28 protein-coding genes are annotated in these 23,298 nt (G+C 51.1%); 5 read left to right on the plus strand and 23 right to left on the minus strand.

The genetic code is table 11. From position 1 onward, the window contains the following. Window positions 1-3: 3 nt before the first annotated feature. The 6 genes from holB to INF30_RS12710 all read right to left on the minus strand — a co-directional run bounded on the left by holB (window position 4) and on the right by INF30_RS12710 (window position 6,260). Window positions 4-993: a DNA polymerase III subunit delta' gene (gene holB, locus INF30_RS12685; RefSeq protein ID WP_226395480.1), complete on the minus strand. Its 990-nt coding sequence runs from the start codon at window positions 991-993 to the stop codon at window positions 4-6. After that, complete coding sequence (locus INF30_RS12690) at window positions 980-1,567, minus strand: nucleoside/nucleotide kinase family protein (RefSeq protein ID WP_226395481.1); 588 nt, start codon at window positions 1,565-1,567, stop codon at window positions 980-982. The genes holB and INF30_RS12690 overlap by 14 nt, the downstream gene beginning before the upstream one ends. Beyond that, the gene (locus INF30_RS12695; RefSeq protein WP_226395482.1) at window positions 1,560-2,972 is read right to left on the minus strand and encodes an aminotransferase class I/II-fold pyridoxal phosphate-dependent enzyme; all 1,413 of its coding nucleotides are present in this window, start codon (window positions 2,970-2,972) and stop codon (window positions 1,560-1,562) included. The genes INF30_RS12690 and INF30_RS12695 overlap by 8 nt, the downstream gene beginning before the upstream one ends. 18 nt (window positions 2,973-2,990) lie before the next feature. After that, window positions 2,991-4,340, minus strand: a complete 1,350-nt coding sequence (locus INF30_RS12700; protein ID WP_076780020.1) for a glucose-6-phosphate isomerase — start codon at window positions 4,338-4,340, stop codon at window positions 2,991-2,993. A gap of 87 nt (window positions 4,341-4,427) precedes the next feature. Further along, window positions 4,428-5,426: a hypothetical protein gene (locus INF30_RS12705; protein WP_226395483.1), complete on the minus strand. Its 999-nt coding sequence runs from the start codon at window positions 5,424-5,426 to the stop codon at window positions 4,428-4,430. A 126-nt stretch (window positions 5,427-5,552) separates the two neighbouring features. Further along, on the minus strand, window positions 5,553-6,260 hold the full coding sequence (locus tag INF30_RS12710; RefSeq protein ID WP_226395484.1) for a 5'-methylthioadenosine/adenosylhomocysteine nucleosidase: 708 nt from the start codon (window positions 6,258-6,260) through the stop codon (window positions 5,553-5,555). A gap of 416 nt (window positions 6,261-6,676) precedes the next feature. On the opposite strand from INF30_RS12710, the gene INF30_RS12715 reads away from it, so the two are divergent. Next, window positions 6,677-7,576 carry a hypothetical protein gene (locus INF30_RS12715; RefSeq protein ID WP_226395485.1) on the plus strand — a complete coding sequence of 300 codons (900 nt, stop codon included), beginning with the start codon at window positions 6,677-6,679 and terminating at the stop codon, window positions 7,574-7,576. A gap of 159 nt (window positions 7,577-7,735) precedes the next feature. After that, window positions 7,736-7,984, plus strand: coding sequence for a TIGR03905 family TSCPD domain-containing protein (locus INF30_RS12720; RefSeq protein WP_226395504.1), 249 nt, complete (start codon window positions 7,736-7,738; stop codon window positions 7,982-7,984). A 359-nt stretch (window positions 7,985-8,343) separates the two neighbouring features. On the opposite strand, the gene INF30_RS12725 is transcribed toward INF30_RS12720, so the two are convergent. Continuing rightward, window positions 8,344-8,826: a DUF6147 family protein gene (locus tag INF30_RS12725; RefSeq protein WP_226395486.1), complete on the minus strand. Its 483-nt coding sequence runs from the start codon at window positions 8,824-8,826 to the stop codon at window positions 8,344-8,346. Between the two features lie 74 nt (window positions 8,827-8,900). Next, a complete protein-coding gene (locus INF30_RS12730) occupies window positions 8,901-9,806 on the minus strand; it encodes a DUF4367 domain-containing protein (protein WP_226395487.1) in 906 nt (301 codons plus the stop codon). Between the two features lie 112 nt (window positions 9,807-9,918). Here INF30_RS12730 and INF30_RS12735 point away from each other — a divergent pair, with 112 nt between their 5' ends. Next, complete coding sequence (locus INF30_RS12735; RefSeq protein WP_076780008.1) at window positions 9,919-10,986, plus strand: undecaprenyldiphospho-muramoylpentapeptide beta-N-acetylglucosaminyltransferase; 1,068 nt, start codon at window positions 9,919-9,921, stop codon at window positions 10,984-10,986. A gap of 43 nt (window positions 10,987-11,029) precedes the next feature. Here INF30_RS12735 and INF30_RS12740 read toward each other — a convergent pair whose 3' ends face one another. After that, on the minus strand, window positions 11,030-11,599 hold the full coding sequence (locus INF30_RS12740) for an RNA polymerase sigma factor (RefSeq protein ID WP_226395488.1): 570 nt from the start codon (window positions 11,597-11,599) through the stop codon (window positions 11,030-11,032). A gap of 23 nt (window positions 11,600-11,622) precedes the next feature. Further along, window positions 11,623-12,042: an HIT family protein gene (locus INF30_RS12745; protein ID WP_226395489.1), complete on the minus strand. Its 420-nt coding sequence runs from the start codon at window positions 12,040-12,042 to the stop codon at window positions 11,623-11,625. An 89-nt stretch (window positions 12,043-12,131) separates the two neighbouring features. On the opposite strand from INF30_RS12745, the gene INF30_RS12750 reads away from it, so the two are divergent. Further along, entirely contained in the window at window positions 12,132-12,857 is a 726-nt protein-coding gene (locus INF30_RS12750; RefSeq protein WP_226395490.1) for a sensor histidine kinase, read from the plus strand. Here the strand turns inward: INF30_RS12750 and INF30_RS12755 are convergent. The 12 genes from INF30_RS12755 to INF30_RS12810 form a co-directional block, all read right to left on the minus strand. Next, window positions 12,810-13,415, minus strand: a complete 606-nt coding sequence (locus tag INF30_RS12755) for a rhomboid family intramembrane serine protease (RefSeq protein ID WP_226395491.1) — start codon at window positions 13,413-13,415, stop codon at window positions 12,810-12,812. The genes INF30_RS12750 and INF30_RS12755 overlap by 48 nt on opposite strands. Window positions 13,416-13,504: 89 nt before the next feature. Then, entirely contained in the window at window positions 13,505-14,320 is an 816-nt protein-coding gene (locus INF30_RS12760; protein WP_226395492.1) for a DUF6382 domain-containing protein, read from the minus strand. Between the two features lie 21 nt (window positions 14,321-14,341). Then, complete coding sequence (locus INF30_RS12765; protein WP_226395493.1) at window positions 14,342-14,773, minus strand: TadE/TadG family type IV pilus assembly protein; 432 nt, start codon at window positions 14,771-14,773, stop codon at window positions 14,342-14,344. A 33-nt stretch (window positions 14,774-14,806) separates the two neighbouring features. Then, window positions 14,807-15,274: a prepilin peptidase gene (locus INF30_RS12770; RefSeq protein WP_226395494.1), complete on the minus strand. Its 468-nt coding sequence runs from the start codon at window positions 15,272-15,274 to the stop codon at window positions 14,807-14,809. Next, the gene (locus INF30_RS12775) at window positions 15,265-16,179 is read right to left on the minus strand and encodes a TadE/TadG family type IV pilus assembly protein (protein ID WP_226395495.1); all 915 of its coding nucleotides are present in this window, start codon (window positions 16,177-16,179) and stop codon (window positions 15,265-15,267) included. The genes INF30_RS12770 and INF30_RS12775 overlap by 10 nt, the downstream gene beginning before the upstream one ends. A 71-nt stretch (window positions 16,180-16,250) precedes the next feature. Further along, window positions 16,251-17,645, minus strand: a complete 1,395-nt coding sequence (locus INF30_RS12780) for a DUF5702 domain-containing protein (protein ID WP_226395496.1) — start codon at window positions 17,643-17,645, stop codon at window positions 16,251-16,253. Between the two features lie 4 nt (window positions 17,646-17,649). Next, a complete protein-coding gene (locus tag INF30_RS12785) occupies window positions 17,650-17,826 on the minus strand; it encodes a Flp1 family type IVb pilin (RefSeq protein ID WP_076779995.1) in 177 nt (58 codons plus the stop codon). 45 nt (window positions 17,827-17,871) lie between these two features. Beyond that, window positions 17,872-19,158 (minus strand): hypothetical protein, encoded by a 1,287-nt coding sequence (locus INF30_RS12790; RefSeq protein ID WP_226395497.1) that lies wholly within the window; start codon window positions 19,156-19,158, stop codon window positions 17,872-17,874. Continuing rightward, the gene (locus tag INF30_RS12795) at window positions 19,095-19,694 is read right to left on the minus strand and encodes a type II secretion system F family protein (RefSeq protein ID WP_226395498.1); all 600 of its coding nucleotides are present in this window, start codon (window positions 19,692-19,694) and stop codon (window positions 19,095-19,097) included. Before INF30_RS12795 ends, INF30_RS12790 begins: the two co-directional genes overlap by 64 nt. A 103-nt stretch (window positions 19,695-19,797) precedes the next feature. Then, window positions 19,798-21,015 (minus strand): CpaF family protein, encoded by a 1,218-nt coding sequence (locus INF30_RS12800; protein WP_226395505.1) that lies wholly within the window; start codon window positions 21,013-21,015, stop codon window positions 19,798-19,800. Then, the gene (locus tag INF30_RS12805) at window positions 20,942-21,916 is read right to left on the minus strand and encodes a P-loop NTPase family protein (protein ID WP_226395499.1); all 975 of its coding nucleotides are present in this window, start codon (window positions 21,914-21,916) and stop codon (window positions 20,942-20,944) included. Before INF30_RS12805 ends, INF30_RS12800 begins: the two co-directional genes overlap by 74 nt. Window positions 21,917-22,163: 247 nt before the next feature. Then, on the minus strand, window positions 22,164-22,394 hold the full coding sequence (locus INF30_RS12810) for a pro-sigmaK processing inhibitor BofA family protein (protein ID WP_076779988.1): 231 nt from the start codon (window positions 22,392-22,394) through the stop codon (window positions 22,164-22,166). 111 nt (window positions 22,395-22,505) lie between these two features. Between INF30_RS12810 and INF30_RS12815 the strand changes: the two genes are divergently transcribed. Continuing rightward, window positions 22,506-22,748 (plus strand): YaaL family protein, encoded by a 243-nt coding sequence (locus tag INF30_RS12815; protein ID WP_076779986.1) that lies wholly within the window; start codon window positions 22,506-22,508, stop codon window positions 22,746-22,748. 49 nt (window positions 22,749-22,797) lie between these two features. Here the strand turns inward: INF30_RS12815 and INF30_RS12820 are convergent, their stop codons facing one another. Further along, window positions 22,798-23,286: a deoxycytidylate deaminase gene (locus INF30_RS12820; protein WP_076779984.1), complete on the minus strand. Its 489-nt coding sequence runs from the start codon at window positions 23,284-23,286 to the stop codon at window positions 22,798-22,800. Between the last annotated feature and the right edge of the window lie 12 nt (window positions 23,287-23,298).

Raw genomic sequence — 23,298 nt, forward strand, 5'->3', positions numbered from 1 at the left:
TTGTCAGTTCTCCTTTATCGTCAGCAGCAAAAGCTCCATCACAAGGTCAAAGTTTACATTTGCCTTGAGCCGTGTCTTTGCCTTCTCCAGGCTCTCCAGGATCAGCTCAATGCCCTCGTAGGAGCTCTTCTTTGCCCTCTCCTGGATGTAACTGATCTGGTCTTTGAACACGACTTTGTCCATATCTTTTGTCGCTTTATATAGTAACACATCCCTGTACCATATCATAATGATGTCCAGGTAGTCGTTGATCTCCAGTTTATACGTGCCTATCTTCTTGATGGCTTTCGTGACCTCACTGATATCCATCTCATTGATATATTTCAGAAGCTGCACGGCCTCCTCCCGGATCTCATTGAAATGGTCCGAGCTGGCCAGCATGATGGCACGCCCCATATTTCCCTGTGCAAAGGCTGTGCACATGTCCGCCTTGTAGTCCGGCACGTGCATGGTCTCCATGAGGTATTTGCGGATCAGGGTGTCCTTGATATTCCGCAGCTTCAGCATCACACACCGGGAGGTAATGGTCGGGAGCAGCGCCTCCGCATTCTCCGTGAGAAGGAAGATCACCGCGTAGGCCGGCGGCTCCTCAATAGTCTTAAGGAGGGCGTTCTGCGCCTGTACAGTCATCAGGTCCGCCTCCGCGATAATATAAATTTTATAGGGACCCTGGTAGGGCTTGATCTGTATGTCCTCGTTGACCTGCCTGCGGATGTCGTCCACGCTGATGGTGTTCGGCTTCTCGTGGGTTACCCGGATGATGTCCGGATGGTTCCCGCTCTCCGCCTGGTGGCAGGAGTGACACGCATTGCAGGGGTCCGGTCCCTGCTTCTCGCACAAGAGCGTAGTGGCAAACAGGTTCGCCAGCATTTTCTTGCCGGAGCCTCTCTCCCCATTCAGGATATAGGCATGTGACACTTTATTCTCTGTCACGGCGTTTCGTATATAATTGATTATGTCCTTGTGTCCTACTACGTCTTTAAAGCTTCCCATTGTATATTACCTCTGTGATTTCTCCTAAACAGTGTTCTATGTCTTCATTGCAGAACCGGCGGGTTATCCCCAGCCTGCCAAGCTTTTCCTCCGAAAAGTCTTCCTCGTCCGCCAGAAAACGGCGGCACAACTCTTTGTACTTTGGCTGCGCCTGCTGCCGCTCCCTTGCGAGAGCCCGGGAAAGCCGCTCCCCGTCTTCCACTTCTATATAGAGGGGGATAATCTTCTCCGCACCATAGTATTGTATCATTTTTTCATAGGCTTCCAAAGTCCCGATCATAAGATAATTTCCCGCCTCGAGATCGATCTGCCCGTCGTCCGCGGTAAAATATTTCCACACGCCGCAGGCTGTGTCGTAGGACCGCAGCTCTATGATCCTGCCTGCCTGCTCCAGCTTTTGCACCTGCTCCTCATCGGTGAAGAAATACTCCACCCCGTTCTCTTCTCCCTCCCGCACCGGCCTTGTGGTGTAGGGCACCACCCGTTTAAGCTGGGGGATGCGGGCCAGAAGCTCCTTGAAAATGGTGTCTTTTCCTGATGAACTTTTTCCTATTATATAGTATATCTTACCCATTGATCCAGACCCTGATGCTTCCTTCTTCTTCCATGCCTTCCAGTGAAAATCCCTGGCTCCTGCTTGTGAGCAGCATCTCCACGCTCTCCCGGCTGATGCGCTCCCCGGGGACAATGACCGGGATGCCCGGCGGATAGAGATAGGCGTACTCTGTGGACACATGCCCTGCGCACTCCTCCAGCGGCAGCTTCCTCACACTCTCTTTTTCCCCGGACGACTCTTCCATCCTGGCGCTTGTCAGGACAGTCTCATTCTTCGGGAGGGCGCCGGTGAACCCAGCTGCTCCCGCAGGTCTCTCCCCCGCGGATCTGTCAATCTCTTCCAGCGCGTCTCCCAGCCTTCGGAAGCCTTCCTCTGTGTCCCCCACACTTGTCATGGCAAGAGCGTAGGAACCGGCAGCCATCTCCAGCTGCAGATGGTACGTCTCCAGAAGCCGCAGATAGAGCTCTCTTCCTGTCATATCCGCTCCGGCCACAGACAGGACCAGCTTGGACCGGTCATAATGTTCGGTCTCCGCAAGTGAAATCTTTTCCAGATGTGCCAGCCTTTGCCGGAGCTTCTCCAGCCCTTCCACGTAGGGGGCAAAGAGTTCCTCCCGCTTCTCTCCCAGCAGGTGGATACACCGGTCAATGCCGGCCATGAGCACGTAGGAGGGACTGCTGGACTGGAGCATGTCCAGATACCGGAAGATCCGCTCCCGGTCCGCCAGGTCTCCCTCCACATGGAGAAGGGCTGTCTGGGTCAGGGCCGGCAGCGTCTTGTGAAGACTGTGGATCACCACGTCCGCCCCCTGTCTCAGGGCGCTCTCCGGGAAATAGGGATGGAAGCCAAAGTGGGCTCCGTGGGCTTCATCCACGATCAGCGGTATTCCCCGTTTGTGCACCTCCCCAGCAATGCCCCGGATGTCCGAGACAACGCCGTCATAGGTGGGGGACACAAGGATCACCGCCTTTACCCTGGAATGTTCATTAAGCGCAGCTTTCACTGCGCTTACGGATATTTCCGTATTTAACTGAATATCAGGCCGGAAACCGGGGTACAGGTACACCGGCTCCAGCTCGTTCATATATATAGCGTGATACACGGATTTGTGACAGTTCCGGCCCACCAGCACCTGGTCGCCCTTCCTTGTGCATCCCAGGATGGCACTCAGGATCCCCGCCGTACTTCCATTCACGAGAAATCTTGTCTCGCCGGCCCCGTAGACCCGGGAGGCCTCCTCCTGGGCTTTCTTCAGTATCCCGTCCGGGTGGTGGAGATCGTCAAATTCCTCGATCTCCGTGATGTCGATCCCGTAGGGAAGGCCGCTGCCGAAACGCTCCGCATTTCTCTTGTGCCCCGGCATGTGGAACCCGTAATAGTCAGAATTGCTGTATTGGTGCAGTCTGTCGTAAAGTTCTGTCATCTGGTATCCTCGTATATCCTATAATCTCTTGAGAAGTTCTTCTCTCTCTTTCTCATAGCCCGGTTTTCCGAGGAGAGCAAACATGTTTTTCTTGTAGCTCTCAACGCCCGGCTGGTTGAACGGATTCACACCGGACACATAGCCGCTGACGCCGCAGGCGAACTCAAAGAAGTAGAAGAGCTGTCCCAGGTAAAACTCGTTCTGCTCCGGAATGTTGATCATCAGGTTCGGCACATTTCCGTCTGTGTGAGCCAGGACTGTTCCGTTCATGGCGCTCTTGTTTACAAAGTCCATGTTCTTTCCTGCCAGATAGTTCAGGCCGTCCAGATCCACCGGCTCCTCGCCGATCAGGATCTCTTCCCTGGATGTCTCCACATTCAGCACGGTCTCGTACATGAGACGGCTGCCGTCCTGGATGAACTGGCCCATGGAGTGGAGGTCTGTGGTCAGATCTACAGATGCCGGGAAGATACCTTTCTGGTCTTTTCCCTCGCTCTCGCCGTAGAGCTGTTTCCACCACTCAGATACGTAGTGGAGGCTTGGCTCGTAGTTTGCCAGCACTTCCACGGATTTTCCTTTTCTGTGAAGGATGTTGCGGATAGCCGCATACTGCATGGCATCATTTTCTTCAAAAGGTTTGTTCAGCGCCAGCTCTCTTCCGGATGCCGCGCCCTCCATCAGCTTTTCAATGTCTGCGCCGCTGACTGCGATGGGCAGAAGTCCTACAGCTGTCAGCACAGAGAAACGGCCTCCCACATCGTCCGGCACAACAAAGGACTCGTAGCCCTCCTCTGTGGCAAGGTTCTTCAGAGCTCCTCTGGCCTTGTCTGTAGTTGCATAAATCCTCTTTGCCGCTTCCGCTTTGCCGTACTTCTTCTCCAGCATTTCTTTAAACACGCGGAACGCGATAGCCGGCTCTGTGGTAGTGCCGGATTTTGAGATGATATTTACAGAGAAATCTCTGTCTCCCACCACATCGATCAGGTCTTTCAGGTAAGTGCTGCTGATGCTGTTTCCTGCATAGTAGATCTCCGGCGTCTTGCGGATCTCTTTGGACACATTGTTGTAAAAGCTGTGGCGCAGGAACTCGATCGCTGCTCTTGCTCCCAGGTAGGAACCGCCGATGCCGATGACGATCAGCACATCTGAGTCGCTCTGGATCTTCTCAGCCGCTTTCTGGATGCGGGCAAACTCTTCTTTATCGTAATCTACGGGGAGATTTACCCAGCCAATATAGTCATTGCCGGCTCCTGTCCCGCTTACCAGGACATTCTTGGCATTTTCCGCGATCTCTTTCATAGACTCTATTTCATGGTCTTTGATAAATGACTTTGCCTTTGAATAATCGAATGTAACTTTACTGCTCATGGTAAACCCTTCTTTCTTTCTTCGTTTTGTATACTGTGGTTAAAAAAACTCATATCAATTTTATTTTACCAGTATTACTCTTCATAATCAAGCTAAAAACTCCTCCAGTATCTCCCGGATGCGGACCTCTTTTGACACCTCGTCCTCGCCTTTCCCGGCCTTTGCCCGCGCCGCTTTCGCCTCTTTCTGAAGCCTGTCCTTTCCGCTCTGGCGCTTTCTGGCCTCCAGAGCCTCCGCCTGGGCGATCTCTTCCACACCCGCCTGGACAGCTCTCACCTCCGCGTTCTCCAGTCCCTCTTCGCTCTGCCGGGGCAGACTTGACTGGGACTGCGCTGACTGGGGAGAAGCTGGCTGGGACTGATCCGGCCGATTCTCCGGTATCCCCAGTTCCGGACCGCCGGCCGGATCAAGGATCTCCGGCTGGATCTCCCGGGCAGGCTGGATCACTTCGGGCTGCGGCTCTGCCGGGCGCCGGATCTCCGGGCGCTGTTCCCGGTCAGAGGCATACTGCGCGTTCGTATCCGGCGGCGCCATTGCCCGCCACTCGTCTTTCACCCTGTCTGCCTGCGCCTTCTCATACCGGTGGGCACAGACATTTTCCAGATAATCCACCATGTAATTCCTGATGGCGCCAAGCTGGTACTTTTCATCACTTGTGAGCTGGAAGAGGAAGATGAGGATCCCGCCTCCCGCTCCCGCCGCGGCATACTGAAGCACCTGATCCCCCATGCCGCGGGCAGCATACCAGCTTGCGGCGCCGGCCAGTCCAAAAAGAAAGCACAGCCATACACCCGCCTTCTCCAGCCTTCTCCACGTGTGGAGCCGGAGCCCTCCGGCCCGGTATTCATACAGATATTTCTCCACAAACACCTCCACGTTCTGGACCCGGTCACTGACCATACAGGCATGTTCAAATTTTGCCTTCACAAGCCGGATCAGGGGGTGGCTGCTCTTATTCATATTGCCGGACGCCCGGACCAGCCTTTTCAGGGAGACAGCGGCAATTATCTTGCTGATCACCCCCACAGCTGCGGCTATCCCCATAAGGATAACCATAATCTGTCTGTCCAATACCACTTCTAACATGATCTAACCCTCCTTCTTTGATTTGATTATACTCAAATCCGGGAGGGAAACCAGAAAAACCGTTCTACACATTTTGCCCGGAAACAGGGGATTTCCGGCGTTTTCTGGCAGGTCCTGGCAGCGCCTTTACATACCTTTTTCCGTCATTTTGGAAAGCAGCGTCTTCACAAGCCTTACGCTGTGGATGATCGCCTGCTTTTCAAAGGCAGGATAATCCATGGAAGCACTGTTGTCGGCTTTGTCAGAAATAGCTCGGATAATGACATACGAAATTCCATTCAGGTAGGCTGCATGCGCAATGCCCGCCCCCTCCATCTCCGTGCAGAGGGGATCAAAATTGTTCTTGATCCTCTCCTTGTCCTCCGCATCCGCGATAAACTGGTCTCCGGACACGACTCTTCCCGTAAATGTGTGGATGTCCGGGTTGGCCTCCTGGTTGGCCTCTTTTGCCAGCTCCACCAGGCGGGGATCTGCCTCAAAGGAAAAAACGTCCATCCTGGGGATCTGTCCCACCGGGTCTCCGAACTTGGAGGCGTCCATGTCATGGTACAGGGCATCCGTGGAGATCACGATATCTCCGATATCAATGCGGGCGTCAAGAGATCCCGCGATCCCTGTATTGATCAGCGCGCCCACTCCGAACTCTGACGCCAGTATCTGGGCACATAGAGCGGCATTGACCTTGCCGATGCCGCTTCGCACTACCACAGCGTCCCTGCCGCACAGCACGCCTTTTACAAATGTCATACCCGCGATCTCTTTTACCTCTTCTGTCTGCATCTCCTCTTTTAAAGCTGCAACTTCCTCTTCCATGGCTCCTATAATTCCTATCATACCTGCTCTTCCTTTCTGCCATATCCTATAATGATATATTATAATTCTGATGGTCTTCTTTTTCTGCCTTTTCATTATAGCGTGGGAGGGGAAGGTTTTCAATCAGGAGGATGGAAGGGCATTGCTTTTCCGCGTCTCCCGTGATATGCTGGATCATACAGATAGCAGCCGCACAGTGCTGTTTTCCTGTCACATTACGATCATCTATCTGTATGGTTTCAGTTGCAGATATTTTCTATCCATATTCATCTGCATATCACTGTCCACATCGGACAGATATCCAACGAATACTTTTCCACATAAAGTTACAATCATAATTTATGATAAAATCAAGGCAATCTGCTATCTGTTATGTTAAAATAAAGATACTAAAGATACGAAAACAGTTCCTGTGCCGCCGGAAACGGAGGGACATATTGCAGGAAACACACACATTGAACACAGATCTCTCTCATCTTGAGGATCTGGCTTTCAAGTCCGCCGCCGACTATTTCGGCGATGAGCTGATCCACTGGCTGGGCATCCCGGAGAGGGCTGTCCGCTCTGCTCCCACAGAACTGGTAGAGCTGGAGACGCGCCACATGTACCAGGATTTCCTATATGAGATGGAAAATGGTCTCTGGTATCACTTTGAATTTGAAAGCGACTCTGTCTCTGTCCATGATCTGCGGCGCTTCCGCGAATACGAGGCTTCCACCTCCAGGCGGATCAATGGCCCGGTAGTCACCTACGTCATCTGCTCGGCCAAAGCCAAGTCGATCCGGGACAGCATCACCGAGGGGATCAACACATACAAGGTCCGCCTGATCCGTCTGAAGGATCACGATGCAGGCCCGCTCTTTTCCCGGCTTTCCAAAGGAAGCGGCTCTTCTGTGAAGCGGGAAGACGTGATCCCTATGCTCCTCTCCCCCTTGATGGGAGGCAGTACTGAGCAGAAGGACCGGATCTTACATGGGATCCAGTTCCTGCGATCAGCCGAGGGCGCTTTTGACCTGGATGAGATCAAAAAAATGGAAGCAATACTCTACGCTTTCGCAGTAAAATTTTTGAAAGACGATGACCTGGAAACAATAAAGGAGGCGATTGCCATGACAAAACTTGGACAGATGATATGGGATGACGCAGTGGAGAAGGGCCGCGAAGAGTGGACCCGCATCGGGCGGCAGCAGGGTGAACTCATCGGAGAGAAGCATGCATCCGAGCGCTACAGCCGTCTGATCCTTCTTCTAAGCAGCGAGAAAAAGGAAGATCAGATCATAAAGGCTGCTTCTGATCCCTCTTATCGCGAGCAGCTATATCAAAAATATGGTCTCTGATATCGCCCGACAGGCGCCGCCGGATGCTCATAACACGGCTGCTGATGTGGACATTGATTTAGGCCTGTCTTTTTGATATAATTCCTTCCATGAACACATTACCTTCTCTGCACAGCAGCTTGTGCAGGGAGAACGAAAGACAAGGAGGTTTTTCATATGATACAGTTTAGACCGCAGGGCGTCTGTTCACAGATGATCAACGTGGAACTGGACGGCGATACAATTAAATCCGTACAATTCGTAGGCGGATGCTCCGGAAACACACAGGGCGTTGCCCGTCTTGTGGAGGGCATGAACGTAGATGAGGCCATCGCGCGCATCGAAGGTATCCAGTGCGGCTTCAAACCCACATCCTGTCCCGACCAGCTGGCAAAAGCGCTTCGCATGGCAAAAGCACAGGATAACTAATGCAAAACGCTTAAAGCTAAATTGGAAAGAGAGGGTCGCCGCACTCTTATCTGTGGCAGCGCCCTCTCTTTCGTTTAGTTTTTTGGTTTTCTTGTGCGTTCTCTTATGTCCCGCCAAGCTGCTGTATCTGCTGCTTCACGACGACTTTAGCCCTTTCGGGCCTGTATGACGGCTTCTCAATGTAAGGAAAAAATAAAAATTTTGTTTGTTTATTGTTTCCGGGTGCACCACGAAGCAGCAGATACAGCAGCTCGGCAGGATGGATTGGTTCCCATTCGGGTTTACGATTAAAAAATCGTGTTTAAAAAGTTCTCTTGGTTTGGTTTTTTAATTATTTTTTGTTTTTAGTCTTCTTCGGGCTAATCAATATAGAGGCCATCTGTTGCAGAACTACTCATGTCATTGCCAGCTGAGTGGGTACAACGAACTCTGTAGTACCAGTCCGGTTCCACCTCCAGCATCTTGCTTGTGCTGACAGTGTAGGTATTTTTGTTCTCCTTCTGCCAGGAATCGACATAGTGCCAGTAATCGTCCGCATCTTTTGCCCGTTCTACAATGACAGACACTTTAACAGACTCTACATCATGCTGAGCAATGGTCGTTCCCCCGGCATAAATCTTTCCAGGTCCCAGCTCTCTGAGTTTAGAATACCCTGTCTGCAGGTCTGCACCTCGTGTCAAAGCGCCCGCAATACCTGTAGATTCATCTTCGCATGTCAGATATGAGCCGTCTAACATAGGCCTGCTTTCATTTGCATTTGTTGGGAATTCTGCCGTTATTGTAAGGCCCATTACTAACATAGCTGCGAAGCATACAGATATTATTTTTTTCTTCAAGGTCATCCCTCCTTTTTTCCTTATTCTGCTTTTCTTTCCATATATTAAGACACATAACTTTCCAAAAACTGACGCTTTTTTTATAAAAAATGTAAATTATTTAAAATTTCTTCCATCTGTTCTCCTGTCATAATCCCTGTAAGCTGATAATGGACTTCCTTGTGTTCAAACTGAGCGGAGTACTTTTTATCACCAGTTTCCTCTACAACATACTCTTGAATCAAAACCGGCACACCATTTAGATAGTAGTTATATTCCTGTATTAATATATCTTCGATGTCTACTCCCCAAGCCGCATCTTCCTGAGAACAATTTATAATATATGAAATAATTTCTCCATTATTGTTATAAAACATATTAGCTACTCTGAGCTCAGGATCTATCTGCATATCCGTAAAATTCATATAGGGAAGTCGTTTTATAAGCTTTACCGGATATATTCCCAATTTATCCTCTATTTCTTGATATGCAGCTTCTTCCTCATCTTCTCCATCGTATAAAACTTCTTTATCATCAGAATTTACTCTTATAGTCTCTCGTCCCCCAAATATTCTCTGAACAACTTCTCTCACCCTATCCGGTCCACCGACGCCTGTAATCCCTACAGCTGCCACAATGACAAACACTGCCGCGACACCGGCCAGGCGTTTGAAAAAGCGCTTACTGCCGGAGCCGGGCCTGGACGCAGCCTTGTTCTCCTCCTCTCTGGCCTTCTCCTGCTGGATCTGCCGTCCAAGGCGCAGGGCTTCCTGATCTTCCGGCGACAGTCTGCGCACTGCCTGCTGCCGCTCGTACTCCTCTATCCTCTCGTACAGTCTCTCCTTTGCGCCGTCACCAGGAGACAATCTGGCAATCTCAGGATTCTTTTTCAGTTCTTCTTCAATCTGTTCTGCTTCTTTTTGCATCTGCTCTTTCATGAAAGCCGCAAACTGCTCTTCCTCTCTTTTCTCCTGGCAGGACTGTTCATCATTAAAATGTTCTCTCATCAATTACCTCTCTGACTGTCTGTTTCAACCTGTGACCTATTCTTTTTCTTGACCCCCGACGTACTTACGTTTACAATTATGATAGAAACTAAAATCGGAGGAAACAAATATCATGAAACGTATTATTTTAACTGGCGGCGGTACCGCGGGCCACGTCACCCCGAATATCGCACTGCTTCCCCGGCTCAAGGAGTTACAATATGATATTCACTACATCGGCTCCTATAACGGAATCGAGAAGGAGCTGATCGAGCAGTTCGGGATCCCCTATCACGGGATATCCTCCGGAAAACTGCGCCGCTATTTCAGTGTCCAGAACTTTACAGATCCCTTCCGGGTGCTGAAAGGCTTTGGCGAAGCGCAAAAGCTGATCAAGCTTCTCAAACCGGATGTGATCTTCTCCAAAGGAGGATTTGTGTCTGTTCCAGTGGTTATGGCAGGAAAAAAGTGTAAAGTGCCTGTCATCATCCATGAGTCTGATATGACACCCGGACTTGCCAACAAACTTTCCATTCCTTCCGCAGTGAAGGTGTGCTGCAATTTCCCGGAGACAGTGGAACTTCTTCCCGCCGACAAGGCAGTTCTGACAGGATCCCCTATCCGTCAGGAACTTCTTGAGGGGGATGCCGAAAAAGCGCGGAACTTTACTGGTTTTACTTCCGAAAAGCCCGTGATCCTCGTGATCGGCGGAAGTCTCGGCGCTGTTGCTGTAAACAATGCCGTGCGCAGCAATCTTCCGGAACTTCTGAAAGATTTTCAGGTCATCCACCTGTGCGGCCGGGGCAAGCTTGACCCCACTTTAAATAATCTGAACGGCTATGTACAGTATGAATATATTAAAGACGAGCTGAAAGACCTGTTCGCCCTGACAGACATTGTCATCTCCCGGGCGGGGGCCAATGCCATCTGTGAACTGCTGGCACTGCACAAGCCAAATCTTCTGATCCCTCTCTCTGCAAATGCAAGCCGGGGCGATCAGATCCTGAACGCCCGCTCCTTTGAGCGTCAGGGATTCAGTATGGTTCTGGAGGAAGAGGAAATCACAAGTGAAAAATTCCTCTCCTGCGTCCACACTCTCTACGATAACAGGAAGCAGTACGCAGACGCAATGTCCAGCTCCCATCAGCAGAATTCGATTGATACCATTATTGAGTTAATCGAGTCTGCTGTCAATGAGTAGACGTATATCCTTTAAAAAACAGGTGTCAGAATGACACCTGTTTTTATGCTTCATGGATGTGGTCATACTCTTCACTGTAATGTTTCTTTATCCAGTTTCTGGCCCTGTACAGCATACTCTGCAGACTTTCCAGACTCATTCCCATACACTCCGCAACTTGTTTCTGTGGCTTTTCCATACAATACACAAGTGTAACTGCGTCATACCATCTTCTGTTTCTGCGATAGAGCGCATCAAGGATCGTGTCAGCAGACCGGAGCACTTCCCGTCTCCAGAGTTTGTCAAAGAAAATTTCTTCACCGCTTTCACCCAAACCATATGCGCCTTCCTCATCTTCTTCCAGATCCAGACAGATAGCACGACTGTTATCTCTGATGTAATTCAAAGTAATATTCTTGGCTGTGGTGAGAAGCCAGTTTTTCGTGTTCTCCACTCTTGTGTGTTCCATGTAGATGTAATACCGCAGAAAAGTTTCCTGCATGATGTCTTCTGCGGCATACCACTCGTTTATGTACAGAAAGGCAGTCTGGAAAATGAGATCCTTATATTTCTCATAAATGGCATCAAATCCTTGTCTGCCTATGAACTCAATTCCCACATCAGTTTCCTTCATCTTCCATTTTTTTCTTTTTCCGATTACTGCCAGTCTTCTTTCAGCTTCGCCAGTATCTCGTCTCTGTCAGCATCGCTGAGCTCTCCCATCTCCCAGCCAAGCCCCACTTTGTCATCTTTATAGCGCGGGATCATGTGCATATGGAAGTGGAAGACTGTCTGTCCCGCGCACTCTCCGTTGTTCTGCACCAGATTGTAGCCGTCACAGCCCAGCACATCCTTCATGCGGGAGACGATTTTCCTGGCTACAGGAAGCACTTTTTCTGCTGTCTCATCCGGCAGCGCAAAAAGATCCGCATAGTGCTCTTTCGGAAGAAGCAGCGCATGTCCCTTGGAGGCCGGTCCCAGATCCAGGATCGCGCGGAAATCCTCATCCTCGTAGATCGTCGCTGACGGGATCTCTCCATTTGCTATTTTGCAGAAAATACAGTTGTCATCTCTCATCTTCTTTTCCCTCTTTCTTTCCTAAAATTATGATTGAATATTTTAACCGCCGATGCTAAACTTGAAGTCCAGAAAGGCGGTAAGAAACCATGTTCACCAATACAGATTACGACAAATTGCAGCAGCTGATGGCAGAATCACCGGAAAACCGCGTTCTCCTGGAGAAGCTCCTAGCTTCCCACGAGGAGTCTGTGGCCTCCATCAGCCACGAAATCCGAAATCCTCTGACCCTTGTGTACAGCACAGTTCAGCTCCTGGAATCCCGTCACCCGGAGATTGCCTCAGACCGGTACTGGATATCCCTGCGGGAAGATGTAGAATATATGCAGCAGCTCCTTGCAGATCTGTCGTCTCTGAATCACAGCCGCACACTCTCCTTATCCGAGTTTTCTTTCCGCTCCTTTATGGAGCAGATCGTTCTGTCTTTTGCGGCCTCCTGCGCCGACAGTCCTGTCGAATTTACATCCCGCCTGTCCCCGGATCTCCCGGTCATTAAGTGGGACCGCATCAAGCTGCGGGAAGTATTTCTGAATCTCCTTCGCAACGCCCGGGAATCCATCAAAGGGACCGGCGCTATCAGGCTGGACGCATCCTGCACATCCACAGAGATCATCGTCACCATAGAAGACACCGGCTGCGGCATCCCGGAAGAGCATCTTCCCCATATCTTTGAGCCCTTTGTCACTTATAAAAAGGGAGGCACGGGGCTTGGACTTGCCATCGCCGACCGGACCGTCCGCGCGCACGGCGGCGAGATCGCTGTGACATCAGCGGTAGATACCGGCACCCGATTCCGCATCCTTCTTCCTGTATAAAAGTACAGCCAGTACAAATCCTGTGAGCAGCCCTCCGATGTGGGCAAAGTTATCCACTCCTGAGCTTGTAAATCCGTAGTACAGGGTGAGGCCGATCATAACGATAATGCCCTGCCCCGACACATTCCCGATCTGTCCGTGATTGCGCACCGCAATATACAGAAGGGCTCCTATGATCCCGAATATAGCTCCCGAGGCTCCGGCGCTCACAGCGTAGTCTCCAGTCCTCATCTCCACCAGAGCGGACAGCACATTGCCGCCCAGTCCCGCAGCAAAATATATAAGCAGAAATTTAATCTTTCCAACGGTCAATTCCAGCTGCCATCCCATTACGCCCAGCATCAGCATATTGTTGACAAGATGGGAAAAGCCAAAATGCAGAAAAATGGAGGTAAACAGCCGATAGTATTCTCCCTCCTGAAAAAGGGGAAGATACATGGCTCCATTCTGGAGCATATAGTATGCATCCTCTGTCATCCCCCCGAAACTCAGAAAAATAAATACTGCCGCGTTGATGACGATCAGGGCGATGGTACAGAGTGCTTTCCTTTGATACATGCAAGACTTCCTTTCATTTTTTCTGCATTATTATACCATATATTCCCATTACCTGGATGTTTTTTCATAAAAAATCAGCATTTTGAAATTCACAGCTCCTCCTCATCTATAAAAATCCCATCCCACTCCCTCCAGGCAGGCTTTTTGTGTCGGCGCAGAAATTCCCGCACCGGTCTCCACATATTCTCCGTCTCCCGCATGATGCTGCTTCCCGCCTCCTGCTTTGTGATCCAGTCGTGTTCCGCCGTGTCGTATCCCGCCCTGGCCCTGTCTGCTGTTCTCTCATCGCTCTGGTCCTCTCTGCCATCCAGGATCGTCCCTCTTTCCCATTTCCGCTTTGCCTCCTCCTGTATCTCCTTTATCTGTCTTACAATTTTATGCAGGCTGTAATTTTCCTTCATGGTCTCCTTGTGAAGGAGGAAGGACGTCCGCACACTGGCGTCGTCTCTGAAATCTGTCCATTGGACAAAAGATTCTGTCAGCCTGTGAAAAGCCTCCCACACATTCCACTGTCCTCCGGGATAATAGCAAAAAAAGTATGTCCCATCCTCCCAGAATATATACTCCGGGTCCATCAGGAGATGATCCGCGCATAACAGGTGTGCGTTTATCTCTCTTATCACATCCAAGAGGCTTTCAATAAACTTTAACATTTCTTTCGTATCTATTTTATTTTCTTTGTATTTTGTCTTCAGTGAGGTTTTTCCGCTGATGTCATACTCGTATATACTGGCGCCCTCTTCGCCATGTCCCCGCAGGCATAAAAGTCCTCCGATATTGTTTTCCTCCAGCATACGCATCTGGTAGTCTTCTATATAATCTCCCTGGCATTCTGCCACGAGAAAAGTAGTATCCAGACCTCTTCGTATGCTGACACGCTCTATTCCATATTCTTTTTCGTCCATTTTTTCTCTTCCTCTTTTTCTTCATCCTGTGATTCTCCGTATTCTTCTTATATGATCCTCCGGCTCTGTCACGGCCGCCCTCTGGACGACCCGCAGACTGAAATACCTTCTGGACGCATACGCACTGACCGTGATTGTTTCATCCTCCACCTGTATATCCGCGCGGGCCCCCGGAAAGAAGATACATTTCCCCTGTATCCTCTGCTGGAATGCCTGATTCAGAAGAGAGGCATCCACCCCCTCCTTTTCCCGCGCCTTTGTGCTCCCTATGACAGCTGTCTCATACGCACATGATGCAATTATATTCTTGTCATGGAAATAAAATAATAACAAAACAGTGCTCACAAGAAGCAGTCCCACAAGAGGCATCAGGCAGGCCGCCTCCACAGTAAGGCTCCCCTTACATCCCTGTAACCTTTTTCTTTTTTCTTTACTTTTATATTTGCTTTTCATATCTCCTTTTTATATACCCTCCCGGCGTCTCTCCTACGACCAGAAATATTCTCCTGCCAGCAGGTTCAGAAAGCCCGCGGTGATAAAGGGTGTCATCGGCAGGGCTGTCTTGCGGGACCATTTTTTTCTGATCAGACATAAGCCTGCCGCAAAGGCGAGCAGCACCCAGGCCGCCGCCATGACCTCCAAAAGACTCCAGATCCCCAGATAGATCCCAAGGGCCATGACCAGCCAGCCATCTCCGTAGCCGACAGCCTCCCCTGTGATCCTGGAAATGCCCAGCAGAGCCAGTCCGGCTGCCGCTCCCGCTGCCGTCGCTGCCAGATTCCTCTCATCCACCGCCAAAGCATAGCTGACTGCCAGTATATTGGCCAGGGCAAGGGCCAGTCTGGAGATCCTGCGGGAGTACACGTCATAGACTGAGATCCCCAGCAGGAAAGCAAGGCAGATCAGATTTTCCACTGACAGGACTTCCCTGACTTTTTCTGCATCTATCCACATTTGGAACATGCCCCCTTCCCCACGGCCTCCGACAGAGGAACTGCGTAGATGGTCCTCTTCAGCCCGCTGCAGTTCAGACTGGTGTGATATCTGTCTCCATAATCTGTGATGTACACGCCGCTTCCTGTCCCTTTATGGGCGCATCTCTCACAGGGATAATATTTTCCCTGGCTTTCGTTGCGCAGATCCTCAACGATCTCTGCCGGAACCATCCGGGCGGAAAGCTCCAGGTAATTGCAGTGGTAATCCCGGTGGTACACCATCCCGGTCTCTGTGATATAGACTGTCTCCTCATCCTCTGCAAGAAATCCTGCACGTTCATACCCTGTCCACCCTTTCACACGGCAGCTCTCCTCCATAGGCACCACGACATTCCCAAAGACCGGCAGCGGCAGGTACACGTGGTAGCTGGCCCGAAGCTCCATGATGCCTGTGTTCATGGACATATAGGATTTTTCGCAGTGCACGCCGCTGCTTCCGCTCTCCACAACGCTTCGGTCCAGCCGCTCTGCTCCCACCGCGTTTATAAGATCCTCTTCTATACTGCCTGCAAGGAGGACCGGCCTCTCATAGGCATTCTCAGCTGCGATCTTGCCCGCATACTGCAGGCCGCTGCGGATACTCGTGCGTATGGCCATGACTTCTGACATATAGCAGAGCGCAAGCACCGCAAAGAAGAAAAGGGGCATGGCAAAGGCAGCCTCCACTGTAATACTGCCCTTTTGCCCTTCCCTCTCCCGTCTGCCCGCATCGGTACCGCTGACAGAGCCATGGGAGAAATGGCCGACAGGCCGGATAACGCAACCGGAAATGCACAGGGACGCCCCCCTGAAAAAGCGGAAAACCTTCCGATAAAAAATATTTACATATGGGAGTATGTTGAGTTTATTATACGGGAGTACCATGCCAAAGCTCCTTTCTTCTGTATTTGGATGTGATATCAGGAGGGCGCCCCTGTGCATTCCCGCCCTGTTGCTCAGTTGTAGCCGAAATAAGTGGAAAAGCTGTAGCTGATCCCTCTTCGGAGGCTGCATCTGCTGTCAATCTCCATCTTTGTGATGCAGTGATCGATCCGAAACCATTCCATTCCCTTTTCCAGCCGCATATGCTGTTCAATAAGATCCAGGCTGCGCATGGAGGCCTCGTCTGCACTGGTGAGAAAAAGCAGGATCTGCAGGTACTCTTCATAATTCATACCACTTGCTGTATCCTTTCCCTCGTTCCACTCCCCGCCGCTTCCCAGCGTCAGAAGTCCGGAGAGCTGAAGCTGCCAGCTCTCACTGTCTTTCACAAGAGGAACCCGGCTGCCGTTCAGCAAAGCCCGCAGGTCTGTCACGCTCTCCCCAAAGGACCAGGCAAAGAGGAGGGCCTGGGTAACTGCCTCCACGATAGCCGGTACAGCCAGGAGGGCACACATGGCCGCCGCCATAGCCGCTGCCTCTGCCCTCTTTACGCTGTCCGTCTGGATATAAGCAAAGTTGGACACGGTTCGAATGAGCAGCAGCTTCTGCACCGTCTTTTCCAGATTTTCCATGTCCGATGGCTGACCGCTGATCATATACTCCAGCTCATAGTCCAGTCCGCCTCCGCCCGGTTCCCTCTCTTCTCCTTCTTCCGGGACTGCCGAAGAAAAATGCTCCAGCAGATACACACCCAGCGCCAGTCTGGATATATCCCCCTGCTCTGCCACATCATCAAAACTGCCATATCCCTGTTCCAGCGCTCGTCCTGACGGCTGGTCGGAAAGAGAGATCCTCTTCTGGGATACCTGCCTGTCCCTGGGCATCACAAGAGAGAGAAGAGAAGACTTCTTCAGCTGTTCTACTGTATCCAGAGGATTGTTCTCGGCGGGAAGGCTCTGCTGCTGCCCTTCCAGAAGAGAGGAGAGTTCCCTTCCTTCCTCCTGTTCCTTCTCCTGGTAGAGCTTTATCTCCTCATCCTGGTTTTTCCAGATCTGCGCGTTTCCCAAAAGCCCTTCCAGCTTGTCCAGTCCATACTTATACTTTACCCAGCTGCTGACCTGGGACAGGAAGGGACTGCCTCCGTCATCCGATAGGATCTGAAGTCTTGCCATCTCGTGGTCCATGCCGCCCGCCCCGTAGCAGGACAGCCGGTCCCAGATCTTCTCCTCACTGTAGCTGCCGCTCTCATAGCTTCCTTCCAGGGCAAACAGCTCATACTCTTCCAGCAGTTCTTTTTGATATTCTGCAAAGACAGACTCTATGGCCCGGTTCATATCTGCCCGGCGCCAGTTCTTCGCCGCCTGTATGGAAGCGCTCTCCATGAGAGAGCCTGCGAAAGCGATCAGGAGGATAAAAACGAGGGCCAGAAATGCAGTCATCTCTCCTCTGGGGTCTTCTGCCTTTTCCACAGTTCTATATACCTGCGCTCTCACTTGTGATCTTCTCAAAGATTGTCTGTACCAGGCTGGTGAGCTGGGATTTGAATATAAGTACAAGCCCTATGAGGACAACCAGGATCAGGATCACTTCCACCACGCCGATCCCCTTCTTGTCTTTCATCAGCTGTATCAGATAGTACATTCTCCACATAGATCTTCCTCCTTTTCTCCGTACTTCTTTATCCGTTTCTCTCTTCTAAAGTGAAATGGAGAGAAACGCCGGGACGATGACAATGACAAGCACCACAGCCAGCATGAGGAACATGGGTAGGAGAAGCTTGGTCCCTGCCTCCTCTCCTCTTCGCCTGGCAAGGGCCTTGCGCTCCTCAAAGGCGTGAAGTCCCTCCAGGCGCAGCGCGTCCGCCAGCCCCTTTGTCCCTTTTCGCAGATTCTGGGAGAGAAGGGCTCCTAACTTCATGTAGGGCTGCAGGCCGCACCGGCTGCCGAAGTTCTCATAGCACTCCTTCTCAGAAACACCCCCGCACATCTCGTTCCAGGCAGATACCATCTCCTCGTAGGCAGCCCGGGCTCCGTTCGGTCTCTCCCGCCTCTGGTAATCGTCCACAATTTTCTTCCATGCACTCTTGCTGCTCATGCCTGCCCCCAGGAGAAGATTCAGCTGACTGACGATCTGGGGGTAATCCAGCATCATCTGCTGCTTCTTTTTTTCCTCCTCCTTTTTCTCATTCTGTCTCTCCAGACAGAACAAAAGGAGCACGGTGATCAGCCCCATCGCCAGCACCACCAGGCCTCTTGTGTTCATCGGATAGTGGTAGCTGATCTTCTGTCCGTCTATTTCCTGTGGCAATTCTATCGTTTCTTTTATTTTGTTTTCATTTCCATATTCTATGATCTTGCTCTCAATCCTCTCGAGAAGCCGCTCCTCCTTTGTCCTGGAGGCTGCACAGATCCTGACTGTCACCTGGTGGGCGGCCTGTCTGGTCTGATCCTGGGTGTAGGTCATAAAGGCCTTCAGGTTCACCAGTACCCCTTCCGGCTCTTCTGCCAGTGCCATCTGCAGTGCCTCCTCCTGTATCTCCCCGTTTATGGTGAGTACGTCGTATCTGTCCAGCTCCCACTCCACGGCAACGGGCAGATCTGGGATCTCTGATATCAGTGCCAGGTCAGCCGTAACCCGGTCCAGACTATCATTGTCTCCCAGGATCAGTATCTCAAGCTGATCCGCCGCCCTGTCAAAGATCTCTCTCATCTCTTCTTCCGTGTACTGCCTCTCCCCCACAGTAATATCCAGCGTCTCCTCTGCTTTTTCTCCGTCCGCTGTGATGTGAAAGCTCTCGCTTCTGTCTCCCTGCCCATAGCTGTTCCTCTCGATCTCTTTCTGCTCTGCCGCCGACCTGCTGGCGTCTGCTGCCAGCAATGCCAGTGCGCCAAGGACAGACAGGAGTAAAATGAGAACCATCAGATTTCTATATTTACAATTTTTTGCCCGAGATACCAGGCTCCCAAATATACTGCCAGACATGCGCTCATCACTCCTGCTCCTATCAGATTTCCGTACAGCGCGTCCATAAATTCGGGAAAGCTCAGCTTCATGTATGCGATAATCCCAAAGGGGATCACGGACATCACTTTACACTCATATTTTCTGGCTGCAAGGATCGTGTCAATTTCTCTCTGCATCTCCATCTTGTCCCGTATCTGCGAGATGGAATCCCGAATGACCTTCAGGGAATCGCCGCCGCTCTTTTTTGCCGCCACAAAGACGCTGACAAAGCTATGGAGATCCTCCTGGTCCACTCTCTGGGCCCACTCGTACAGGATCTGGTCCATGGGAATCTGCAGATAGATCTGACGGATCATATAGTCAAACTCCCGGTATATGGCCGTCTGTTCACTATATAGTATATTAATATCTTTTTTTGTTTCTTTTATCGCATTTTCTAATGAATATCCCACATTCAGTGATGCGGCAAGCGAGCGGATCGCCTCCTGAAACTGGAGGGCAAACTCCCGCTTTTTCTTTTCCAGGCACTCTTTCTTCCAGTGTCTCAGATACAAGAAGATCCCAGGAGCACAAAAGAAAAATGCCCACACAGATTCATAATAGAGCCAGGAGACCAGCGCAAGAAATCCTGCATATTTCAGAATAGCAAACAGGTATTCATGGGGTCTGATATCCTGCTGAAAGTAATTTTTCTGTGTGCAGAAGAGGCCGGACTTTCTGCCACCTTCCCTCGATAACGCCGTCTGTCTTTCTGCACTTTGTCTCCTGAAATTCATAGAGACAGCCCGTCTGAATCTCTCCGTCTTCATAGTCCAGCACCTCCACGATCTCCAGCACCTTTCTGCTCCTGTCCCGAAGCCTCCCCACATGGATGATGATATCAATGGCAGAGGCAATCTGTCTCTGTATCGCTGCCAGGGGAATATCCATCCCCATGAGCACCATGGTCTCCAGCCTTCTCAACATATCCCTGGGACTGTCAGAGTGTCCCGTACTGAGACTTCCCCTGTGTCCGGTGGACATGGCCTGTATCATGTCAATGGTCTCTGTCCCTCTGACTTCCCCCACAATGATCCGGTCCGGCCGCATCCTGAGCGCTGTCCGGATCAGCTGGCGGATAGTGATCTCACCTACTCCCTCCATATTGGGATTTCTCGCCTCAAGTCTCACCAGATTGGGTACGCCCTGTATCTGCAGCTCGGCGTTGTCCTCGATCGTTATGACCCGCTCCCCGCCGGGAATAAACTGCGACAGGGCATTCAGGAGGGTGGTCTTTCCCGAGCCAGTTCCCCCGCTGATGAAAATATTGTATCCGGCTATGACCAGCATTTTCAGAAAGCCTGCTGCCTCATCACTGACAGCCCCCATCCGGATCAGATCCTGCATGGTGATCTGCTCTGTGGGGAATTTCCGTATGGTCACCACCGGCCCGTTGAGCGCCACCGGGTAGAGGACTACGTTTACTCTGGAGCCATCCGGCAGCCTGGCATCCGCAATGGGCACCGACTCGTTGACCATGCGGTTGGCTCCCGCCACGATCTGCTGGATCACATCCTCCAGCCTGCTCCGGGAGGGGAAGCGCTTGTCTGTCCTGTAAATCTTCCCCTTTTTCTCCACGAAAATGTTCTGCGTTCCGTTGATCATGATCTCCGTGATCTCCTGGTCCTCGATCAGATCCTGGAGCAGATCCAGCCTGCGGAATGCATTGTACAGGTCCCGGCCCAGTTCCGCCTTTTTCTTAAGCGGAATATACCCTCCGTCACTCTCCTCGTCCAACACCTGAAAGATCAGTTCTGTCAGTTCATCGTCTCCTATCTCTCTTGACAGATCCAGTCTGGCCAGCACCTTTTCCTGGAGCTGTTCTTCTGATATCACATCGTACCACCCTCTCTGCTGCATGCCCGCAGCCGGCCTGCTCGAGAGCTTCCTCGAACTGCCGGATCTTGGAGGAGGCCGCAGGGTCATCTGCCGCAGGCATATGGATCTCATCACAGGCTTCCAGTATTCTGTACAGTCCCTGTACACTGTCACCGATATCCAGCACAAGTGTGTCGTATATACTTGTCCGCAGGATCTCCTCAAAGAGCCAGATCCACTCCCCGGGGGACACATCTCTTATATCATCCGGGATAACTGCCGGCGGCACATAGTCCAGGCCTCCCTGGTTTCTCACCAGCCCTGCCAGGACGGCTGCCAGCTTTTTCGATCCCTGCTTGGCGTAGTAGAGAAGCTCCGACATATTTCTCTGCCTCTCCTCCGGGAAATACAGCCCTGCCCCCGCATAGGTCTCCATGTTCAGGTACAGCACATTTTCCATGCGGGACAGTTCTCTTCCCTTTTGGAGAGCCATCCTTGTCTGTCCGAGCCGCCGGACAGGTGAGTAAAACCCTATGATCCTTCCATTTCCTCTCTTGCGTATCCGGAGAAGATCCGCTTTCTCCTCCCTTGCCAGAAGCTGCACCAGACACATACAGATCTGCTCCCCTGACTGGTATTTGAAAATGGCGTCCATATCTCTTCTGCCTTCCCTCTCTGATGTGAGAAGAACGGTCTTGTCCGCCTTTTCCCCCTCTCCCTGAAGATCATACATTTCCCTGCATTCCTCGGAGATCAGCAGGATATCTACAGGCATCTGTGCTGCTGCCTCCTGTATCTGGTCGGGACTGCTACATGTTTTTACTTGAAAGGCAAGTTCCCTTTTCCCGTTCAGAAACGCGGCAAGCCTGGCAGCATACTCTGTATCCGGATCGCAGATGACCAAATTTCTGCTGCTCACATACATCCTCCTTACATGCGCTTTGCATGCACAAAATCCACTTGTTTTGTTTACAGTTCCCTATTCAGTTGTGCTTGTTTTGTTTTTGAATTCTCTGCCGAAAAGGCCTTGAATTACAGAAACATGTGTCAGATTTTCAACAAGATTTAATCAGATACAAGTTATGAAAACTTGTACGATGTATTATAGCCTTACACCGCACAAATGTCCATAGCTTTTTTCAAAATAAATTTTCTTTGTTAGATTTTCACAAAGATTGGTAGAGCACGATCCCGTAGAGGAGCGCAACCCCGGGAATTCCAAGGACTCCGGATGTCAAAAAGGACACCGGCCCCATCCCCACTGCCATGTCTAACCCGCGGGTTTCCAGAAAATAATTGACAAAGAAAATGACTGCCAGCCCCGCCAGGGCCCGTATCAGGAAATTCACCACCCACCCCGCTCTCTCCTGGGTTGTATACTCCCTTCCGTCTTCCATATCTTCCACCGGCCTCTTTTTTTACATGTATATTATGGCCGTCAGGTATTTTATTCTCAATTTCTGGCTATACTGGAAATAAAGAGTAATGATCCGTGGAGGTGACTGCATATGAAGCTGTTCCAGCGTGGACGGGCAGCCGAGGAAGATATCTACAGGCGGCTGTCCTTTGACCAGGAAAATTTTGACATTGCCGAGGAGATCGCCCAGGCCCGCCAGGAGATCGAAGATGCCTACAATAATTTTCAGAATGCCTGCGATCCCGACCTGATCGACTGCTATATCTACCGGGGAAATGCAGCCTGGAAACGGTATTGTTTCCTCCTGCGGCAGGCCAAGGCCATCCACTCATAGACATGGTTTTCAAAAAAGGAAGGGTGCCGCAGGATCTGCAGCACCCTTTTTAAAGTTCGATCTCAATCTTTCTCCCCGTCCGCTTGTAGGGGTGATACTTTACCCCCGCCGCGTCGAACATCCGCATGGATGCAGCCACGGACGGCGTCCCTTTATATTTATTGCAGTCATAGATGACTTCCTTGATCCCGCTCTGGATGATTGCTTTCGCGCATTCATTGCAGGGGAAGAGAGACACATACAGTTTGGCTCCCTCCAGGCTTCCGCCCCTGTAGTTCAGGATCGCATTGAGTTCGCTGTGGACCGTATATACATACTTGGTCTCCAGGGGATCTTCCCCCTCTCTGTTCCAGGGAAACTCCTCGTCAGAGCAGCCCGTTGGAAGGCCGTTGTAGCCCATGGAGAGGATCTTGTTGTCCTGGCTCACGATACAGCACCCCACCTGTGTGTTGGGGTCCTTGGAGCGCTGGCCGGACAGGATCGCCACTCCCATAAAATACTCGTCCCAGCTTATATAATCTTCTCTTTTGTTTGCCATAAAAATGCCTCC

Source organism: Claveliimonas monacensis (assembly GCF_014982975.1).
Lineage (GTDB): Bacteria > Bacillota > Clostridia > Lachnospirales > Lachnospiraceae > Claveliimonas > Claveliimonas monacensis.

Bases quoted from the DNA above. Each gene is read 5' to 3' on its own strand.
- INF30_RS12770 (WP_226395494.1), bottom strand. From the start codon at position 15,274: ATGTGGATAGATGCAGAAAAAGTCAGGGAAGTCCTGTCAGTGGAAAAT.
- INF30_RS12700 (WP_076780020.1), bottom strand. From the start codon at position 4,340: ATGAGCAGTAAAGTTACATTCGATTATTCAAAGGCAAAGTCATTTATC.
- INF30_RS12705 (WP_226395483.1), bottom strand. From the start codon at position 5,426: ATGTTAGAAGTGGTATTGGACAGACAGATTATGGTTATCCTTATGGGG.
- INF30_RS12820 (WP_076779984.1), bottom strand. From the start codon at position 23,286: ATGGCAAACAAAAGAGAAGATTATATAAGCTGGGACGAGTATTTTATG.
- INF30_RS12765 (WP_226395493.1), bottom strand. From the start codon at position 14,773: ATGAAAAGCAAATATAAAAGTAAAGAAAAAAGAAAAAGGTTACAGGGA.
- holB (WP_226395480.1), bottom strand. From the start codon at position 993: ATGGGAAGCTTTAAAGACGTAGTAGGACACAAGGACATAATCAATTAT.
- INF30_RS12710 (WP_226395484.1), bottom strand. From the start codon at position 6,260: ATGATAGGAATTATAGGAGCCATGGAAGAGGAAGTTGCAGCTTTAAAA.
- INF30_RS12815 (WP_076779986.1), top strand. From the start codon at position 22,506: ATGAAGCTGTTCCAGCGTGGACGGGCAGCCGAGGAAGATATCTACAGG.
- INF30_RS12785 (WP_076779995.1), bottom strand. From the start codon at position 17,826: ATGTGGAGAATGTACTATCTGATACAGCTGATGAAAGACAAGAAGGGG.
- INF30_RS12695 (WP_226395482.1), bottom strand. From the start codon at position 2,972: ATGACAGAACTTTACGACAGACTGCACCAATACAGCAATTCTGACTAT.
- INF30_RS12735 (WP_076780008.1), top strand. From the start codon at position 9,919: ATGAAACGTATTATTTTAACTGGCGGCGGTACCGCGGGCCACGTCACC.
- INF30_RS12755 (WP_226395491.1), bottom strand. From the start codon at position 13,415: ATGTATCAAAGGAAAGCACTCTGTACCATCGCCCTGATCGTCATCAAC.
- INF30_RS12790 (WP_226395497.1), bottom strand. From the start codon at position 19,158: ATGTCTGGCAGTATATTTGGGAGCCTGGTATCTCGGGCAAAAAATTGT.
- INF30_RS12760 (WP_226395492.1), bottom strand. From the start codon at position 14,320: ATGGACGAAAAAGAATATGGAATAGAGCGTGTCAGCATACGAAGAGGT.
- INF30_RS12775 (WP_226395495.1), bottom strand. From the start codon at position 16,179: ATGGTACTCCCGTATAATAAACTCAACATACTCCCATATGTAAATATT.
- INF30_RS12745 (WP_226395489.1), bottom strand. From the start codon at position 12,042: ATGAGAGATGACAACTGTATTTTCTGCAAAATAGCAAATGGAGAGATC.
- INF30_RS12750 (WP_226395490.1), top strand. From the start codon at position 12,132: ATGTTCACCAATACAGATTACGACAAATTGCAGCAGCTGATGGCAGAA.
- INF30_RS12810 (WP_076779988.1), bottom strand. From the start codon at position 22,394: ATGGAAGACGGAAGGGAGTATACAACCCAGGAGAGAGCGGGGTGGGTG.
- INF30_RS12740 (WP_226395488.1), bottom strand. From the start codon at position 11,599: ATGAAGGAAACTGATGTGGGAATTGAGTTCATAGGCAGACAAGGATTT.
- INF30_RS12730 (WP_226395487.1), bottom strand. From the start codon at position 9,806: ATGAGAGAACATTTTAATGATGAACAGTCCTGCCAGGAGAAAAGAGAG.
- INF30_RS12725 (WP_226395486.1), bottom strand. From the start codon at position 8,826: ATGACCTTGAAGAAAAAAATAATATCTGTATGCTTCGCAGCTATGTTA.
- INF30_RS12690 (WP_226395481.1), bottom strand. From the start codon at position 1,567: ATGGGTAAGATATACTATATAATAGGAAAAAGTTCATCAGGAAAAGAC.